The 17202-nt window shown below is 57.4% G+C and carries 17 protein-coding genes; 4 read left to right on the top strand and 13 right to left on the bottom strand.

Annotation, left to right across the window (positions count from 1 at the left end; all coding sequences use genetic code 11):
* Positions 1 to 9: 9 nt before the first annotated feature.
* Genes ASG35_RS12850 through ASG35_RS12830 form a run of 5 tightly spaced genes read right to left on the bottom strand, consistent with a single transcriptional unit; the run spans position 10 to position 4206 of the window.
* A complete protein-coding gene (locus ASG35_RS12850; RefSeq protein WP_056357255.1) occupies positions 10 to 1044 on the bottom strand; it encodes a C-terminal binding protein in 1035 nt (344 codons plus the stop codon).
* Between the two features lie 16 nt (positions 1045 to 1060).
* A complete protein-coding gene (locus ASG35_RS12845) occupies positions 1061 to 1831 on the bottom strand; it encodes an amino acid ABC transporter ATP-binding protein (RefSeq protein WP_056357252.1) in 771 nt (256 codons plus the stop codon).
* Positions 1828 to 2628, bottom strand: a complete 801-nt coding sequence (locus tag ASG35_RS12840; protein WP_235527525.1) for an ABC transporter permease subunit — start codon at positions 2626 to 2628, stop codon at positions 1828 to 1830. The genes ASG35_RS12845 and ASG35_RS12840 overlap by 4 nt, the downstream gene beginning before the upstream one ends.
* 5 nt (positions 2629 to 2633) lie before the next feature.
* Positions 2634 to 3341, bottom strand: coding sequence for an amino acid ABC transporter permease (locus ASG35_RS12835; protein ID WP_056357246.1), 708 nt, complete (start codon positions 3339 to 3341; stop codon positions 2634 to 2636).
* A gap of 37 nt (positions 3342 to 3378) precedes the next feature.
* Positions 3379 to 4206, bottom strand: coding sequence for a transporter substrate-binding domain-containing protein (locus ASG35_RS12830; RefSeq protein ID WP_056357242.1), 828 nt, complete (start codon positions 4204 to 4206; stop codon positions 3379 to 3381).
* 148 nt (positions 4207 to 4354) lie between these two features.
* Here ASG35_RS12830 and ASG35_RS12825 point away from each other — a divergent pair, with 148 nt between their 5' ends.
* Both ASG35_RS12825 and ASG35_RS12820 read left to right on the top strand, forming a co-directional pair.
* A complete protein-coding gene (locus tag ASG35_RS12825) occupies positions 4355 to 5269 on the top strand; it encodes a LysR substrate-binding domain-containing protein (protein ID WP_056357238.1) in 915 nt (304 codons plus the stop codon).
* 233 nt (positions 5270 to 5502) lie between these two features.
* The gene (locus ASG35_RS12820; protein WP_056357552.1) at positions 5503 to 6276 is read left to right on the top strand and encodes an SDR family oxidoreductase; all 774 of its coding nucleotides are present in this window, start codon (positions 5503 to 5505) and stop codon (positions 6274 to 6276) included.
* A gap of 80 nt (positions 6277 to 6356) precedes the next feature.
* Here the strand turns inward: ASG35_RS12820 and ASG35_RS12815 are convergent, their stop codons facing one another.
* From ASG35_RS12815 to ASG35_RS12785, 7 genes are all read right to left on the bottom strand, one after another.
* Positions 6357 to 8312, bottom strand: coding sequence for a hybrid sensor histidine kinase/response regulator (locus ASG35_RS12815; protein WP_056357235.1), 1956 nt, complete (start codon positions 8310 to 8312; stop codon positions 6357 to 6359).
* Positions 8313 to 8315: 3 nt separating this feature from the next.
* Entirely contained in the window at positions 8316 to 9443 is a 1128-nt protein-coding gene (locus ASG35_RS12810) for an acyl-CoA dehydrogenase family protein (RefSeq protein WP_268761121.1), read from the bottom strand.
* Positions 9444 to 9963: 520 nt separating this feature from the next.
* Complete coding sequence (locus tag ASG35_RS12805) at positions 9964 to 10491, bottom strand: hypothetical protein (protein ID WP_056357229.1); 528 nt, start codon at positions 10489 to 10491, stop codon at positions 9964 to 9966.
* 106 nt (positions 10492 to 10597) lie between these two features.
* Positions 10598 to 11053, bottom strand: coding sequence for a RidA family protein (locus ASG35_RS12800; protein WP_056357548.1), 456 nt, complete (start codon positions 11051 to 11053; stop codon positions 10598 to 10600).
* A gap of 213 nt (positions 11054 to 11266) precedes the next feature.
* Positions 11267 to 12055: an alpha/beta fold hydrolase gene (locus ASG35_RS12795; RefSeq protein WP_056357226.1), complete on the bottom strand. Its 789-nt coding sequence runs from the start codon at positions 12053 to 12055 to the stop codon at positions 11267 to 11269.
* Between the two features lie 298 nt (positions 12056 to 12353).
* Positions 12354 to 13325 (bottom strand): AraC family transcriptional regulator, encoded by a 972-nt coding sequence (locus ASG35_RS12790; RefSeq protein WP_056357223.1) that lies wholly within the window; start codon positions 13323 to 13325, stop codon positions 12354 to 12356.
* A 71-nt stretch (positions 13326 to 13396) separates the two neighbouring features.
* Positions 13397 to 14305, bottom strand: a complete 909-nt coding sequence (locus ASG35_RS12785) for a LysR substrate-binding domain-containing protein (protein WP_056357219.1) — start codon at positions 14303 to 14305, stop codon at positions 13397 to 13399.
* Positions 14306 to 14427: 122 nt separating this feature from the next.
* Between ASG35_RS12785 and ASG35_RS12780 the strand changes: the two genes are divergently transcribed.
* Entirely contained in the window at positions 14428 to 15183 is a 756-nt protein-coding gene (locus ASG35_RS12780) for an SDR family oxidoreductase (RefSeq protein WP_056357217.1), read from the top strand.
* Positions 15184 to 15318: 135 nt separating this feature from the next.
* On the opposite strand, the gene ASG35_RS12775 is transcribed toward ASG35_RS12780, so the two are convergent.
* Positions 15319 to 16755, bottom strand: coding sequence for a DEAD/DEAH box helicase (locus ASG35_RS12775; protein WP_056357213.1), 1437 nt, complete (start codon positions 16753 to 16755; stop codon positions 15319 to 15321).
* Positions 16756 to 16905: 150 nt separating this feature from the next.
* On the opposite strand from ASG35_RS12775, the gene ASG35_RS31330 reads away from it, so the two are divergent.
* Entirely contained in the window at positions 16906 to 17184 is a 279-nt protein-coding gene (locus tag ASG35_RS31330; protein WP_156393130.1) for a hypothetical protein, read from the top strand.
* Positions 17185 to 17202: the final 18 nt, after the last annotated feature.

Here is a 17202-nt window from a genome sequence, read left to right as displayed (position 1 = left end):
TGGTCGCTGTTATCGGTTGGAAGAAGTTGCGGCGTCGCGCCAGCCGGGGTTGACGTTGTTGCGAAGCCGGCCGTCCACCAGATAGTCGACGAGCATTTCGGCGGAAAATGTCCGCATGTCGAGATAGCCTGCCTCTGAATAGAACGCGGCGTGCGGCGTGATCACCAGACGGCCGGCAAGCCACGCTTCATTCTTGCGCCACGCGTCCAGCAAAGCGGGCGCAGGCACGGGTGGCTCCTGCGGCAGTACATCCAGGCCGGCTGCGGCGACATGACCGGATCGCAGCGCACGATACAGCGCGTCGACATCGACCAGCTTGCCGCGCGCGATATTGATGAAGAGCGCGCCGGGCTTCATCGCCTGGAACTGTGAATCGCTCATTAGGTTGCGGGTTTCGTCGCTGAGCGGCGTGTGAAGGCTTACTACATCGGCGCGGCCAAGTAGTGCCTCGAGCGTCTTGACGCGTTCGTAGCCGAGTCCGAGTTCGTGGCCCTCCGGCACGTGCGGATCGTAGTAGACGACATGCATGTCGTGCGCCGCCGCACGCCGCGCGATCGCCGTGCCGATTCTTCCCATGCCGACAGCGCCGAACGTGCCGCCGCGCAGGCGCCGTACTACGGGTACGCTCTCTGCCATGAAGCCGTTCGCAAGATCGGCCTTGAGGCGCGCCTCGTAAGTGCCGATGCCTCGCGCAAGGAACAGCAGCATGGCGATTGCATGGTCGGCGACTTCCGTCGTGCCGTAGTTGGGCACGTTCGATACCGGAATGCCATATTCGCGGCACGCGTCGACATCGACGTTGTCGAAGCCCACGCCTACACGCACGATCATGCGGCAGCGGGCGAGCTTGCCGACCAGTTCGCGCGTGATCTTCATGCGATGCCACACGAGGATCGCGTCGCATGCGGCCCAGGCCGAATCCGCAATGGCGGACGGATCGGTTTCGTCGTACACCTCGTAATCCACGAGCATGCCGGTAACGGCTCGCTCGACGTCGAGATCGCGCAGATGCGCGTCCGGTACCAGCACTTTGAATGTCGACACGTAATCTCCATTTGACTCACGCCGCGGTCCGCGACAGAACTTTTCCAAGGAAGCTTGCGAGGCGCGGGTCGCGCGGCGCATGAAACAGTTCAGCGGGCGCGCCAGATTCCACGATCGTGCCGCGGTCGGTGAAGAACACCAGATCGGCGACCTCTTCCGCGAAGCGCATTTCGTGCGTGACCAGTACACAAGTCATGCCGTCGCGGCTCAGATCGCGAATGACGGCCAGCACTTCGCTCACCATTTCCGGATCGAGCGCGGCAGTCACTTCGTCGAACAGGATGACTGCGGGCTGCATGGCAAGCGCGCGCGCAATGGCCACGCGCTGCTGCTGGCCGCCAGAAAGTTGCGCCGGGTACGCGTTCTCCTTGCCGGTCAGGCGCACGCGCGCGAGCAATTCTGCAGCGCGCTTCTTCACCTCATCGCGCGGCTGCCCAAGTACCTGTACTGGCGCCATCACGATGTTCTCCATAACGGTCCGGTGAGGAAACAGGTTGTATTGCTGGAAGACCATCGACACTTCGTGCCGCAACGGTACGAGGTCGCGGTCACGCCGCATTTTCTCGACGTTGAACGAGCCGACCCGGATCGTTCCCCGGTCCACGCCGATCAAACCATTCAGGCAACGCAGCAGCGTCGATTTCCCGGAGCCCGACGGTCCGATGATGCACGCCGTTTCGCCACGCCGGATCGACATGGAGACCCCCTTCAGCACTTCGGTGGCGCCGAACGACTTGTGCACGTCGACCAGTTCTATCAGCGGCGCCTGTTGCTGGATCACGTTCATGACTTTTCTCGAATCTGTCGTTCCAGACGACGGGCAAGCGTCGCGATGGGAAACGCGAAGAGGAAGAACAACAGCAGCACGTAGAGTTGCACCGCGGTCGCGTACTGCGATCCGTCGCTTGCGGTAATCGTGTTGGCGACCGACAAAACGTCGGACGTGCCCGTTACGACCGCCAGACTGCTGCCGATAAATAACGTCGCGAAGACCGTCATCATGTTCGGAATGATCAGGGGAACGGCCTGCGGGATTACGACGTAACGCAGAATCTGACCCTTGCGATAACCGAGCGCGCGCGCCGATTCCCATTGACCGCTTGGAATGGCGTCTACGCCGCCACGCAGCACCTCCGCGACATTCGCCGTGACCGGCAGCGAGAGGCCCACGACTGCCTTGACGAACGGCGAGAACGGAATCACGGTGCCGAATACCGGCACGTAGAACGGCAGCAGATAAAGCATGGCGTACAGCGCGATCAGCCATGGCGTGTTGCGCAACAAATTCACGACACCGAGCGAGATCAGACGTATTAGGCGCATGTTTGCGATCGTTCCGATGCAGAGCAGCGCTCCCGTTGCGACCGACACCACGATGGCCGCGACGCTCATCAACACGTTCGCGCTGAAACCACCGCCAAAGCCCTGGAATCCGGGAGCGCCGGTCAGCAGGATGCCGCTGCGATCTGCCAGCAGGCTGAGCGCTTCGCCGGTTCCGCGTCCGTAGCAAGCCAGCATCGCCACAAACAGGAGGACCGGCACGCCGGAAATGCCGTACACGAACGCGCGAGTCTCGGGTTTCATCGCGCTCATACGCCGTACCCCGGAATTTGCAGTGCGTGGCCTATGCGACCGCAGATCGTCGAAGCGACTGACGCCAGCAGCAGATAGATCACCCACACCGTCAGCATCACTTCCAGATTTCGGAAATTTTCGAGCGTGATCTGAGTGGCGTAATACATGACATCGGCGACCGCGACGAATGCCGCCTGCGACGATGTCTTGATCAGGCTCACAATGTTGTTCGTCATTGGTACGGTACTCAGGCGCAGCGCGATCGGCAACTGGATATGCCAGAAGATGCGCGGACGCGAATAGCCAAGACTCAACGCGGCTTCCACGGTTGCATAGGGAACAGCATGCAGCCCCGAGCGGATGATCTCCACCGCGATGGCGCCGTTATAGAGCGCGAGCGACAGCACCATGCACGTAAAGCCGCTGAAGACAGGAATCTGCTGGCCGGTTGCAAGGTTGCGCACGGACAGACCCAGTTCGGAGAGCGTGAAATACAGAACAAACAACTGCACGAGTGGCGGCGTGTTGCGCAACAACTCCACGACGATTGTCGTGATCGTCTCCAGCACCGGCAGGCGGAAGTAGATCAGCGCGGCGCCCATGATCCCGATGACGAACATCAGTGCGATCGCGCAGATGCACATCGACACCGTCATGCCGATACCGCGCAAAAGCCAGGTCTGGTAAAGAGGATCAGCAAGCCAGCTCAAGTCGAGAGTCATGAATTTTTCGCAGCTCGCGTTCGTGCTGTGTCTCGCATTATTTGCCCGCTGCCGTGACTTGCTGTTCGGTCACGAACTTGCTCGTACCCATCTTGTAGACCTTCTCCGCGTTCACGAGCACGCCCCCCGCCTCGGCCTTTTTGATGGAGGCATTCAACGCTGCCAGAAATGCGGGTTCGTTCTTGCGCACGCCACCCACGATAGGCACGAAGTCGTACGCCTCCAGCGCAATCTTGTCCTTGTCCTTCCAGCCCGGCTCAGCGACCTTGAGCGTCAGGTTCGGGCCATCGTAGGCAATCGCTTCACAGCGGTTGTCCTCGAACGCCTTGTACATTTGCGCCGTACCCGTGAACAACACGGTGTCCGCGCCGAGCTTTTCCTGCAGTGCGCGGTTGTACATGTTGCCCTGGCTACCGCAGACCTTGCGGCCTTTCAGGTCTTGCCAGCTCGCAATAGCCGTATTCTTCGGCGCAAGCAGCACCATGCCCGCCATCATGTAATACGGGTCTGTGAAATCAATCACTTTCGCGCGATCCGGATTCTTGCCGAGCGTCGCGAAGATAACGTCAATGCGTCCGGCATTCAGCAGTTCGATCCGGTTCGATGCCACCACGGGAACGAACTCAATCGCCGTTTCCGAACCGAACATGTCTTTCGCGATGAACTTCGCCAAGTCGACTTCGAAGCCGATTTCCTGTCCCTTGCTGTCGAGATAACCAAACGGGATGTAATCGTTCCGGATGCCGACGACCAGCTTGCCGCGCGCCTTGACCATCTGCAATTCGTCGGCATATGCGGTGTTCGAGAGCCAGGCGAAGCCCAGCAAAAACCTTGCAACGACGACCCAGCAAGACCGCTTCGGCATGAATTTCCCCAGTAAAGGATGCGTGATCTTCGGCCGCTGTGGATAAGGCAAGCGGTATGTGGCGCAGGTCTATTTTTCATCGCATGACTATCACCGTCAAATAGGACAAAATTCACTTCATATAAGTTGATCTTATGGAGGAAACCCTGTGAACGTGCGCCAGCTCGAATCTTTTCAGGCTGTGATGAATACGGGCAGCCTCACTGCAGCGGCCGGCGTGTTAGGCGTTTCACAGCCCGCTATCAGCCAGTTGATCGCCCAGCTCGAGCGCAGTTGCGGCTTTTTGCTGTTCACGCGAGCAGGTACCAGGATGCGTCCTACCCGCGAAGCGGAAGTGCTTTTTGCGGAGGTGCAACGGATGTTTATCGGCGTGGGGCGTGTTGCGAATGTCGCCAAGGCGTTGCGGGACCAGACCTGGGGCGCGTTGAGCGTCGCGTCTTTTCCCGTCCTGACGCGGCGGGTGTTGCCTTCCATCGTGACGCAGTTCTGCGTGGAACGTCCGGACGTCAAGTTCAGCATCGAAAGTATGCGATCCCGCTCGCTGATCGATGCCGTCGCCACACAACAAGTCGACCTCGGCTTCAGCGTGCTTCCAGGCGATCGTCCCGAAGTGGAGAGCACGCATGTATGCACGTTGCGGGCCGTCTGCATTATCCCCAACGGTCATCGCCTTGCCCGACGAAAACTCGTACGCGCAAAGGACCTCGATAAAGAGCCGTTCGTTGCGTTGGGGCCGCAAGATCACTCGCGTTTCATGATCGATAAAATCTTCGAGGAAGCTGATGTCGAGCGCCTGATCCAGATCGAGGTCGGGCAATCGGAAACAGCCTGCGCGTTCGTTGCCAATGGCGTGGGCGTCGCAGTGGTCGACCCGATCAGCGTGTACAACAATCTCGGCGCACAGTTCTCCGTGTGCGCGTTCGAGCCGCGATTGGAATTCGACCTGTCGCTGATCCGCTCGAAGAACGCGCGGCCATTCGCGCTTATTGAAACCTTCTCCGCGTACGCGTGCGAGCAGATCCTGAAGCTGAAGGACGAAGCGATCGACACGTTGCATCGTTGATCGCTGCTCCGCGTCACGCTCAACCCATTCCTTGCAAGAATGGGACTTATGAATCAGCGGCCCATTATCAACCTTGGCGAATCGAATTAGCATCGGTGCGTTCGCGATCTGCGGCCGACGCTATCGCGCAAACTGAACCTTCTTAACGAGAAATGTTGGAGCCGGATTTTGGCCGGCAGCAAGAAGCCGATTTCCGAATCAACAATGAACGTGCGCATCGAAAAGGACTAGCCATGAGTACAACAATGGACGATCGAAAACAATCTTCAGCGCCCCCGCTGAGCCTTGCATCAAAAAAAGTCGTGGTGGTCGGCGGGAAAACCGGAATTGGCCTGGGAATCGCGCGCGCGGCGTATGCAGCGGGTGCCTCCGTGACGGTCGCCAGCCGCCGTATTACCTCAGCGGAGGAGCGTCCTGATCTGACTAACTTCGATCAAGTGACCTTGGATATTTGCGATGAAGCAGCAGTGAAAGACGCCTTCGACAGCATAGGATCGTTCGACCATCTCGCCGTCACGGCCGGGCCCGACCTAGGAAGTTGGGGCACTTTCATGGACGACGATATGCGCGGCGTTCGAAGCTACATCGAAAATAAATTCCTGGGCAGTTGGGCTTGTGCGCGTTACGCCGCGCCTTACCTCAGAGCCGGAGGTTCGATCACGTTCCTTACCGGTGGTTTGGCAGCGCGATCGAAACGCGGCTTCAGCGCGGTCACTTCTGCGTTTGTTGCAGTGGAGGCCTTATCGGGCTCACTCGCACTCGAACTGGCTCCCACCCGAGTCAACACGATACGTCCGGGCTACGTCGAAACAGACTTGTGGCGCGTCATGTCCGAAAGCGAGCGGGCTGCCCTGAGGGCAAAAGTACGCGAGTCCTTTCCGGCACAACACGTGGGCACCGCAGAGGATATTGGCCACGCCGCGCTGTTCCTGATGACCAATCCTTATGTAACGGGCACTGTCATCGAGGTGTCGGGTGGTGAGAACCTGGTTCCCAGCGTTTTCTAGCAAATACGGCGGACGTTGGCTTGTTGCGTTATCTGAAGACAACCGGGTGCGTAGCTAATTGCTACCACTCGGCTTCGGCCTTAATTGTTGGCGATCAGTTGAAGAAGGCTCAGAGGATCGGCGGGCTTGGTCAAATGATGATCGAATCCAGCATCGCGCGTGCGCGCGCGGTCCTCGGGCTGGCCATATCCTGTATGCGCTATCAATAGTGAATGTTGCGACTGAGGCAGTGCCCGGAGCCGTGCTGCCAACTTGAGGCCGTCCATTTCCGGCATTCCAATATCCAGGACAAAAACATTGAAGCGATGATGCTCGACCAGTTCGAGCGCCTCCACTCCTGAGTGAGCCACGCTGACTTCATGGCCGCCAAGTTCGATGATCATCTTCAGTGAAACCGCGGCATCTTCATTGTCGTCGACAACGAGAATGGTTTGCCGTAAAGCGCTTTCTGAAGCAGCTTGAATGACCTCGTTCGGGCGATCGTTTTCATTAAGCCGATACACCGGGAAAGTCACAGTGAATCCGCTTCCCAGGCCTTCTCCCGCGCTTTCAGCGAACACGTCCCCGCCATGAAGTCGGACAAGACTCCTAACCAATGCCAGTCCGATCCCAAGCCCTCCATGCTTCCTGTCGAGTGAACGAGCAGCCTGTGTGAACAGATCGAAAACATGGGGCAACAGCATGCTATCGATGCCTATGCCGTTATCGATTACCTTTATTGCGACCTCGTTTTCATTCCCGTCAACGACAAGTTCAATCTGTCCGCCTTGCGGCGTGTACTTTGCCGCGTTATGCAGAATGTTCGCGACGATTTGCGTCAGGCGATCCTTGTCTCCATAAATTTTCCCTACGTTGAGCGCGGTGGTGACGGTGAGATGGTGGCGTTTGCTGTCGATCAATCCCCGGACCTGCTCCACGGCGCGCGAGACGAAGGCATGAGGCGAGAGTACGGCTTTGTCCAGCTTGATCAATCCACGCGTCACGCGCGAGACGTCCAGCAAGTCGGCAAGCAGGCTCGACATATGTTCGGACTGACGCGAGACGACCGCGCCCGCAAGATGGACTCGCCGATCATCGCTTTCAATGAGGCGCAGCATCTCACCGGCATTCCGGATCGCCGCCAGCGGGTTACGCAACTCGTGCGCGAGCATCGCGAGGAATTCGTCCTTGCGCCGATCGACCAGTTTCGCTTCGGCCTCGAGCCGGCGTTGGTTCGTCACATCGCGCATGATCACGGTGATGCCGTCGACTTCGCCGCTATCGCGACCGAGCTTTGCAAAAATCGCATCGACGACTCTAGCCGATTCGTCGAAACCAATCAGAAGGTCTTCACGCGCACTATGGCCGTGAATGACCAGGCTTATCGCTTCGTCTACGACTGCCGAGTCATCGAAGAACTGGCTGAAGGGCATCCCGATAGCATTCCCCGCTTTCACTCCCAATACCGTTTCCGTTGCGCGGTTCCAGGAGACCACGTCGCCCTCGGGCGTGAGCGATACGATCGCATCGTGCGCGTGTTGCAAGACGTTCGCGAGATACTGGTCCGAGGCAATCAGGCGGCGATATTCCGGCTCTTCCACTTGCGTGGTTTTTGCCAACTGCAATGCGATCCGATCAACCGTTGCACGAAAACGCCGCTGCTGGCTTGCCGCGCGTAATGACGCATCGATTTGCGCCGGCAACTCGTCATTCTTATCGGCAACGATGCTCCAACGGCCGCCCGGCGGAGCGCCATATAAAGTTGCTTGCCGAAGCTTCGCGTCTTTCTCGGGCGACACGACAAAAACGAAGAACGTATAAGGGCGCTCCGCGGCGATCGAACGTGCAACGTGTAATGGCTCTTCAACGGACGACAACGTCACGACTATGCAGGGCGCGTCGCCGGTCGTTTCGCTTTTGACAATGCGCACAGCCTCTTGAGCGGCCACCACCACGACTTCGGGCGAAGCATCGACGCTTCGCAGACGCGCGGCCAGTTCCCTGTCGCGCGACTCCGGTTCGGCACCACCATAAACGAGAAGGATGTGTGCGTTCATCGTTTATATGAGGGGAAGGCCCATTGCGCTCCGACCAGTCCAGAGCGTCAACATTTCAGTCGTGGGCGACATGACGTGACTCGCGCGTGCGTCCCGAAGCAATCGCGAAAGCGTGCTGTTTTCCCGATAAGCAATGCCACCGCATAACGACATTGCTTCGTTCGTGATTTCCACCGCCGTGCGCGCGACGTCTGCCTTCGATGCAAGCAGATAGGTCAATGCGTCCGGATGTGCGCTGTCCCCAAGTCGCGCAGCTTCGTACACGAGCAGACGCGACTTTTGCAAGCCGGTCCAAAGTTCACCTACGCGGTGCTGGATCACTTCAACGTCGCTCAACGATGTCGCTGAGTGGGAATGACGGCGAGATTTCAAATGGTTCATCGCAACGTTGAGCGCTGTCTGCGCAACGCCGAGGTAAGTGCCGGCCATCGCCATCAGGAAGAACGGGGCCACCACTTCGAAGACGAACCACACCTGATCCCCTTCTTGACCCAGGACGCTGTCTGGCGAAACCCGAACTTGATCCAGATGCATGGGTCTTGACGCGTTTCCACGCATGCCGAGCCCCTGCCATGGTTCGCCCCAACGGATTCCCGGCGCGTCCTTATCGACGACCAGACAACTAAAGTCACCCACCGCTGACGGGACACTTGCAACGGTCGACACAACGTACGAATCCGCGTGTGCGCCGTTGGTCACGAATTGCTTTGTACCCTCCACGATCAAGCCGTTTTCGTTTCTATGCAGCTTGGTTTCAGGCAGAAAAAAGAACGAGCCAGTTCCGGATTCGGACAGGGCAAGCGTAGTTAGATGTTCGCCTGCCGCGATGGGACCCAAATAGTCAGAATCCATCCTGGCGTTGGCTTTGGCTGCAATCACCGCGGTCGCAACGCAGTGCATTCCGAAACACATAGCGGTCGAAGAACAGGCAGCGCCCAGTGTTTCAGTCAGGGTGACCATCCCAAGCAGGCCTTGGCCGTGGCCTCCAACGCGCGCCGGCGCCGTAAGCCCTGTAAGGCGAGCACGCTGGAGGCTTCGCATGCCAGCCTCTGGCCAGACAGCGTTCTCGTCGATATCCCCAGCCGCTGGAAGGATGATTTCCTGGCAAATTTGTTCTGTTTCTCTTTTCAACGCCAATAACGGCGAGGGCAGGGATTGGTCCAACGCAGTACTCCAAAAGTCTAGAGCCTTTGGAGATCGGCTCTCGATGACATGCCTGGGACAAGTCGTCGCATTTTAGTAGGTTTTTATAACGCCTATAAGCGGTAGTTGAGCAAATGCGGGACCGGTGGCGAAAACGAGAAAGAATGGTGTTGTGGATGTCACGCAGAAGCGGGGAGAGCGGAAGATTTACCGGTTGTTTGTTGCAAACTAATACCGCTATTTAGGATTTTTACGCGCAGTCGCCATTGTTTCTGTGACTGGCTTCAATCTGGAGGCTTGGAAACGTCGGGACTTTTTTGGGGAAATGTCGCGGACGTGATGTCCCGTCTTCCCTTTTGAGTTATTTTTTAACGTTGTGCTCGAAGTTGATGAATTTGGCGGTACAGCTTAATAAAAAATAGCAGGCGCATTCGCATTCTTACCATTGCGATCCAAGCGGCAATCTTGATGCAACCGTAAGACACCTTAATCGCGCCTATTCACCTGCTCAATCTTTTGCTTTAGGCGTCGGCGGTATGGGCAGAATAATCTCCGACGCCACCTTCCATTCCTTGCCGATTTTTATCCAGTTGATCAATATTAAAAACGGTTTGGGGGTTCCGTCCTGACCTGCGTAGGAGACCGTGATATCCACAGGCGCATAGGATTGCGCTACGTCCTTCGTCAGGCCGACAACCTTGAATTTCGAATAATCCGGCTGCAGCACGACAGGGCCGGAAGTGCCTATATCGCGCAGCTTCTGATCGATCGCCTCATTGCCCCAGAAACCTGCCCAGTTCCCTTCCGCGGGAATCGCACTTTTGGCGACAAGAAGAGCCGAAGGAGATTGCCAGAACATTTCATGTAGCGCCTTGAAGTCGTGACGATTGGCCAATTCCATGAGATGGCTAAAATCCGATCGAAGCGTGTTCAGAGTCTTCGCGTCCAGGGGTTCCTTGTAGGTGCCAGATGGGCTCGCAAGACACCCCGTAGAAAAAGTAAGCGCAACGGCAAAGGTCACTATCAATTGACGCATGATTGGATTCCTGTGGAAAAGGATAGGTCGTTTCTGTGATGGGCGAGTCCATACCGGCTCCATTGCAATGCTTTTAGCGTCCGAGCGAACACGGAAGCCATGCCCATCACCCTTTCAACTCGAAAATGCTGTCGATCTCAACCGGAATGCCCATCGGCAACGAATACACGCCTAGTGCACTTCGAGCAGGCAGATTGTCTTGTCCGAACAACGTCAGCAGAAGGTCACTGGCGCCATTGGCGACTTGCGGATGCTGCGTGAACGACTGTTCTGCTCGAACATACACTGTCAGCCTGCTGCATCGCGCGATGTTTTCGAGTCCGCAAGCCTGATCGACGCACGCCAGGATCATGAGCATAGTCAGGCGCGCCGCGTCTTGAGCCTTTTCCAAAGACATATCGCGTCCGACCATTCCGACGATCGGCTTACCATCTTCGAAAGGGCCGAGTCCCGATACATACACCTGATTCCCCGATACGGAAACCGTTCGATACGAACCAAGCGGTTCTATCGGCGATGGCAATTTCAAGCTCGCTCGTGCGAGGCGGTCGAATACGTTCATGTTCGGAATCAACAAAAGGTGTAGAGATTTAAATTCGGCTTAGTAAATATAGCGCGTGAAAATAAACGACGGATGTGTCCGCTGCTAGATGAAGGAGCATTCTGGAACTGACAATCGAAGAGTGGCTAGGGCTCGAAGCATCAGACACGAAGGCGAAGCGCGGGATGACCTGTCACAGCGCCTTCGTTTGCTCACTAACCATGACCGCCTATTCTATTTCGCAGCGGCTTCGATCGCCTTTGCCAAACCGTCCGGATCGGTAAGGAACGGCGTATGGCCGGTCTGCAAGGTGTACTCCGCTCTCACGGGGGTAGCGGCAACCATCTTCGCCTGGAACGACGGGCTAATGACCTGATCCATGGCGGTGTGGATATAGACCTTGTCGACCTGGCCGAAGTTGGTTGAACTCACGTGCACGGGCGTAGCCAGCGGGCCAACGGGTTCATCGAGGATAAGATCTGGAATCGCCTTGCGCAGTTCGTCAGGACCTCCATTGGCAAACAGATCGGCGCGTGCCGAATATTCAATGGAAGCAATGCCCTTTTCCTTATAGATCTGCAGATGCGGCCCGATCTTCGCATCGGCATCCTTGTTGGCCATCGACACGAGCGAATCACCGTCTTGCGGCAAGTACGCAGCAACAAAGACCAAGGTCCTGATCTTCTTCGGTGCCGTTTCCGCGGCGTCGGCGATAACGATGCCGCCGAAGCTGTGACCGACCAAGACGGCCGGGTGATGCGATTTGTTCAGCGCCGCAACCACGGTGTCGCGATACAAGTCGAGGCTGACCTTGTCCGGTGTTGCCGGCGCGCCCGGACGGCCTGGCAGTTCAACTGTCACAACCTTATAGCCGTCGGTCTGAAGCTTCGATGCGACATGTCCCCAGACCTGAGCGTTTTCGAAAGCGCCGTGGACCAGAACGATCGGAGGCTTTTGCGCGGCCATCGCACTGGTACCGAATGCAAGTGTTGAAGTGGCGAGAGCAGCGAGGAGGAGTTTCATCTACATTGCTTCCTTGAAGAGACATCAGTGCCGATGTCGTGATTAAATTTGGCTTTGAAAAGGACCTTGGATACGCCTCGGCTTCTCGAATCCGATTAGGAACCCAAAGTACTTCGGCGTCAGAGTGGAACTGATAGGCACCGGCCTCTTCACACCTACGAGGTCCGTGGCTATCTACTTTAAAGAGGATATCCGGGACTGACCATATCCCGACGTCCGATTTGCATGATCTATCGTACGATTGATAACTGATGCGATTGCCAATCGAAGAATCGAGCGAACTATATGAACAGGGCTGTCAAAGCAGTTCTGAACTTCGTGCGACGAAGGCCCCGCTCTGCGCGATTCGATGTGCGTCACGCGGTGGATATCCAAACTCTTCCTCGAACGCGCGGCTGAAGGCAGCCTCCGAACCATAGCCGGCGCTATGCGCGACTTCGGTCACTTTCAAGGTTCCTCCGCGAAGCAAGTCTGCTGCGATGGTCAATCTCCACCGAGTCAGATAACGCAACGGTGGAAGCCCCACCACCGCCGTGAAGCGGTCCGAAAACATCGACCGGGACATCATCGCCGTCTGGGCGAGCGCCGAAACCGTCCATGCACGGTCAGGTTCCAGATGCATCGCGTTCAATGCACGGCCGATGCGTTCGTCACTCAGTCCGGACAGCCAGCCGACCCGATCGCCCTGCTGGCTGACCCACATCCGCAGCGTGCGGATGACGAGCAAATCGATAAGCCGCGAGATCATCAACGATGACCCCGGGCTGGCGCTGCGCGATTCCAGGTCGAGGAAATGCGTGATGGCTGCCAGCCACGGAGGTTCGCTGACTTTGTCGCAGGTGAGATGAATCAGCCCGGGGAGCCCAGTGAGCAAAGAGCGTAAAGGCGCGCCGTCGAAGTAGAACGATCCCGCGAGAAAGGATCCTGCCGTGCCGTCGTCAGCCGCCCATCTGAACGTCTGAGCAGTTCTGCCCGGGCCAAATTCCGGCGCCGCCTCGAAGCGCTGATGTGCCTTCATGCCCGGCTCGCTGCGAATCGTATGTCCATCCGCATGAGGCAAAAGAACGAAGTCGCCTGTCCGCAAAATCACCGACGGTCCATTGCATTGCGACACCGATAGTTCGCCGCTACGCAGATGCAAAAACGTTGCCGGTCCTGGCGGAAAAACAACCTCGGTTGAACTGCCGACTTCGCCGTGGAAAACGTGATCTCCGCGAAGACGAATCAGCTTGAGTACCTGGGACAAGACATCGGAGTTCTCGGACGGCATGGAATATTCCTTACTCAACACCCAATTTCAGCAGCGGCGCTACTATTTCCACATGCATCGAAGCGCGCATCTCAAGCTTCGCTAATTGCCAAAGAGTTCTTAAGCGACCCGGCCAGATGCTCGATAAACGCACGCACGACCGGCGGCAATCCACGCCTTGTCGTGAATACGATATGTACGATCCCTGTCTCGGTGCGCCATTCCGGGAACACATGGACCAGACTGCCGCTTGCCAGTTCCTTGCTGCAAAAATGCTCGGGCAGCAAAACGATTCCAAGACCGGCCAATGCCGCGCATCGCAACGCACCGAAATCCGCACACGTCATGCGAGGATTGTGGCTGATCGAGCGGCGCTGGTCGTTTGCATCGAAGAAGTCCCACGTGATTGCGCCGGTCTGGTCGGTGCTGGCAAGGGTCGGTAGCGCGACCAGCGCATCGAGGTCCTTCGCCTTGCATTTTTTGGCGAGAGCAGGCGCCGCCATCAGGATGCGGCTGGAGTGGCCCATCGTGCGCATGATGAGCGCGGCATCTGTTGTCAATGCAGTACGCACCCTGATGGCAACATCAATGCGTTCATCGATCAAATCCACAGCGCGGTCTACCGCGACCATCTGCAATTGTGCTTTGGGGTAGGTGCTCAAGAAATCCGAGAGCGTAGGAGAAAGCAATTCCATCAGGCCGAGCGGGCAACTGCATCGGACAACGCCATGCGGTTCACCCAACGCGTCCGATACAACAGCGTCGGCTTGCTGAACATCGAGGACTATTGTCCGGCATCTTTCGTAGAACGCCTGCCCTACTTCCGTCACCCGGAATCGCCTTGTTGAACGCTCGATCAGCCGCACGCCCAAACGCGTTTCCAGGGCAGCGATGCGTCTGCTCAAAGTGGACTTCGGCATGCCCACCGCGCGTCCCGCCGAGGCAAAACCGCCGTGCAGGACGACCGAAGCAAACAGCGCGTAATCATTGAGGTCTTGCATAGTTATTGTTCCAATAATGGAACGACGTTATCCATTTTGCCAGTCTACCGGAGACATTGTTCCAAAGGCATCATGTTTTCACCGCGACGAATCCCTCGCCGCACTTTTAAAGAGAAAACATCATGGAACGCCAATTTGAAAACAAGGTAGTCGTTGTTACCGGTGGCACGAGTGGAATCGGCCTGGCCACGGCTAAACGTTTCGCGGATCAGGGCGCGTCCGTCTATGTGACGGGCCGTCGTCAGGAGGAACTCGATAAAGCCGTCAAAGCAATCGGTCCGCGCGCGAAGGGCATTCGTGCCGACATGTCGAAGCTTGCTGATATCGACCGTCTTTACGATGCCGTTCAACAAGACCACGAGCAAATCGATGTGCTGTTCGCAAACGCCGGCGGCGGATCAATGCTTCCGTTGGGCGCCATCACGGAAGCGCATTTCGACGACACCTTCGCAACCAACGTGAAGGGCGTGGTGTTCACGGTCCAGAAAGCGCTGCCGCTGTTGCGCGATGGCGCTTCGGTGATCTTGACTGGCTCGGTGACGGGCTCGACCGGCACCGCCGCTTTCAGCATCTACAGCGCGACCAAAGCTGCTGTTCGCAATCTGGCGCGTAGCTGGACGCTCGATTTGAAAGAGCGCGGTATTCGTGTGAACGTCGTGAGCCCTGGCCCGATCCGCACAACCGGGCTGGTTGAACTTGCAGGCAAAGACGCAGCGCAGCAACAAGGCTTGCTCGATTACATGGCAAGCCAGGTTCCAATTGGTCGCGTAGGCGAGGTCGATGAAGTCGCCAAAGCCGTGACCTTCCTGGCATCGCCGGATGCGAGCTTTATTGCGGGAACCGAGTTTTTTGTCGATGGTGGAATGGCTCAGGTCTGATCTCGGCAGACTGTTGTAGAGCGCGGTCTGCTCTGGATTGGAGGCGCCGACGCTTCGGATCCAGAGCGATAGTTCGCACTCAGACAATGAAATAAAGCTGTTCGTGCGTGCGCTTGCATCACTCATTCGCGTACTTCAGCGTTGGCGTTTGCCGCTTCCCGCGCTACGCGGCCCCGCACCTTGCTTGCTGGCGGATTTGCCGCGTGGCTTTTGCACATTGAATGGGTTACTGCCGGAGGAGATTAAATCCTTGCCCTCTGCCGCAGCGCCTCGAACCGAAGGCTTGCGATCGTCTCTGCCACTTTGCGGACGCGGTTTTTTGCTGGGCACCTGCGTATTACCCGGCGATGCTTGAGGCAATTTGGGTGTTTTGGGTTTTTTAGGTTTCTTTGGTTTCTTGATGATCTCGCCCGTCGGGCTCGTTTGCGGCACGCGATGTTCGGCTTCGAAGCCTGCTTCTTCCTCACGCGGCAACGTTTGCCGGATCAGCGCTTCGATTGCGGCTAACTGCGGCGCTTCATCGGCACACACGAGGGACACGGCCGTACCGCTTGCGCCCGCGCGACCCGTACGTCCAATACGATGCACATAGTCTTGCGCCACGATCGGCAGATCGACGTTTATCACAAGCGGCAGATCGTCGATATCCAATCCGCGCGCAGCTACATCGGTTGCGACCAGCATGTGCACTTCGCCCGTCTTGAAGCGCTCGAGCGCACGCTGGCGCGCGGGTTGCGGTTTGTCGCCGTGGATGGTGTCGACCGCATAACCCGCTTCATCCAGCATGGCGGCAAGATAGTCCACGCCATTGCGGGTCTTGACGAACACCAGCGCATGCGTCCAGTTGTTTTCGGCCACGAGATGCATGAAGAGATCGGGCTTGTTCTTTTTATCTACCGTCACCACCCATTGTTTGATCTTGCCAGCCGTGGCATTGGGCGAGCCGACACTAATGTTGATCGGATCGCGGAGAATGGCTGCCGCCATGGCGCGGATATCGTCGGTGAAGGTGGCGGAGAACAGCAGAGTCTGTCGTCGAACAGGCAACGCAGCAAAGACGGCGTTGAGCTCGCGCGAGAAACCCAGATCCAGCATGCGATCGGCTTCGTCGAGGACGAGTGTCTGTACCTGATCGAACTGCACTGCGTTCTGACGATTGAGATCAAGCAATCGGCCCGGCGTGGCAACGAGCACATCCACGCCTTTGCGCAATTTCATCATCTGCGGATTGATACTCACGCCGCCATAGGCGGCCAGAAACTTCAAGTCGAGACCTTTGCCGTAATCGATGAAACTCTGCAGCACTTGTTCGGCCAATTCACGCGTGGGCGTCAGCACCAGAACACGCGCGCGATTACTCGACACCGCCGGACCGTGTTCTACGAGGCGTTGCAGCAGCGGCAACGCGAACCCCGCTGTCTTGCCTGTGCCGGTCTGTGCCGCGGCCATGACGTCCCGGCCGCCGAGTGCAGCGGGGATCGCCTTGACCTGCACCGGCGTAGGCGTTTGGTAATCGAGGTCCTGCAAGTTACGCAGCAAGGGATCCATCAGGCCAAGCGATGCAAAAGACATTGGCGTATTCCAGGTAAAGCCGCAATTCTAGCGTTAGCGCCTGTTTGCGCCGCGCCGGCAACCGCTTCATCAGACGGATAAACCCGCGGTTAGCGGCACGCTGCTTGCTGTCGAGGCTTCACCCAAATCCCTTAACCCTGGAGATCCGTCATGGATTTAGGTTGTGTAGCGTTTCAAGCGCACTTGGCAACATTGCTTCGAAGCAGGCCGCGTTGCACCACCGCAGAGCTCAACGAAAACACCATTGTCTTCTGGGATGGTCAATGGGCAAAAGGCGCCGAATTACTCAATGATGGCAGCGGGAACTTGTCCAACAAATTCGATCTGGACGAGCGCACTTGCAATCGGCTACACGCGGATCTGGTCACCTGGCTTGAATCACCGCGATACGGATTACGATCAGACCTCGACAAGTGGATCTTCGATTGAAAGCAGCGAAGGCATGGT

The organism is Burkholderia sp. Leaf177, from assembly GCF_001424345.1.
Lineage (GTDB): Bacteria > Pseudomonadota > Gammaproteobacteria > Burkholderiales > Burkholderiaceae > Caballeronia.
The sequence above is the reverse complement of the archived record's forward strand: the minus strand, read 5'-3'. Positions and strand labels throughout refer to the sequence as shown.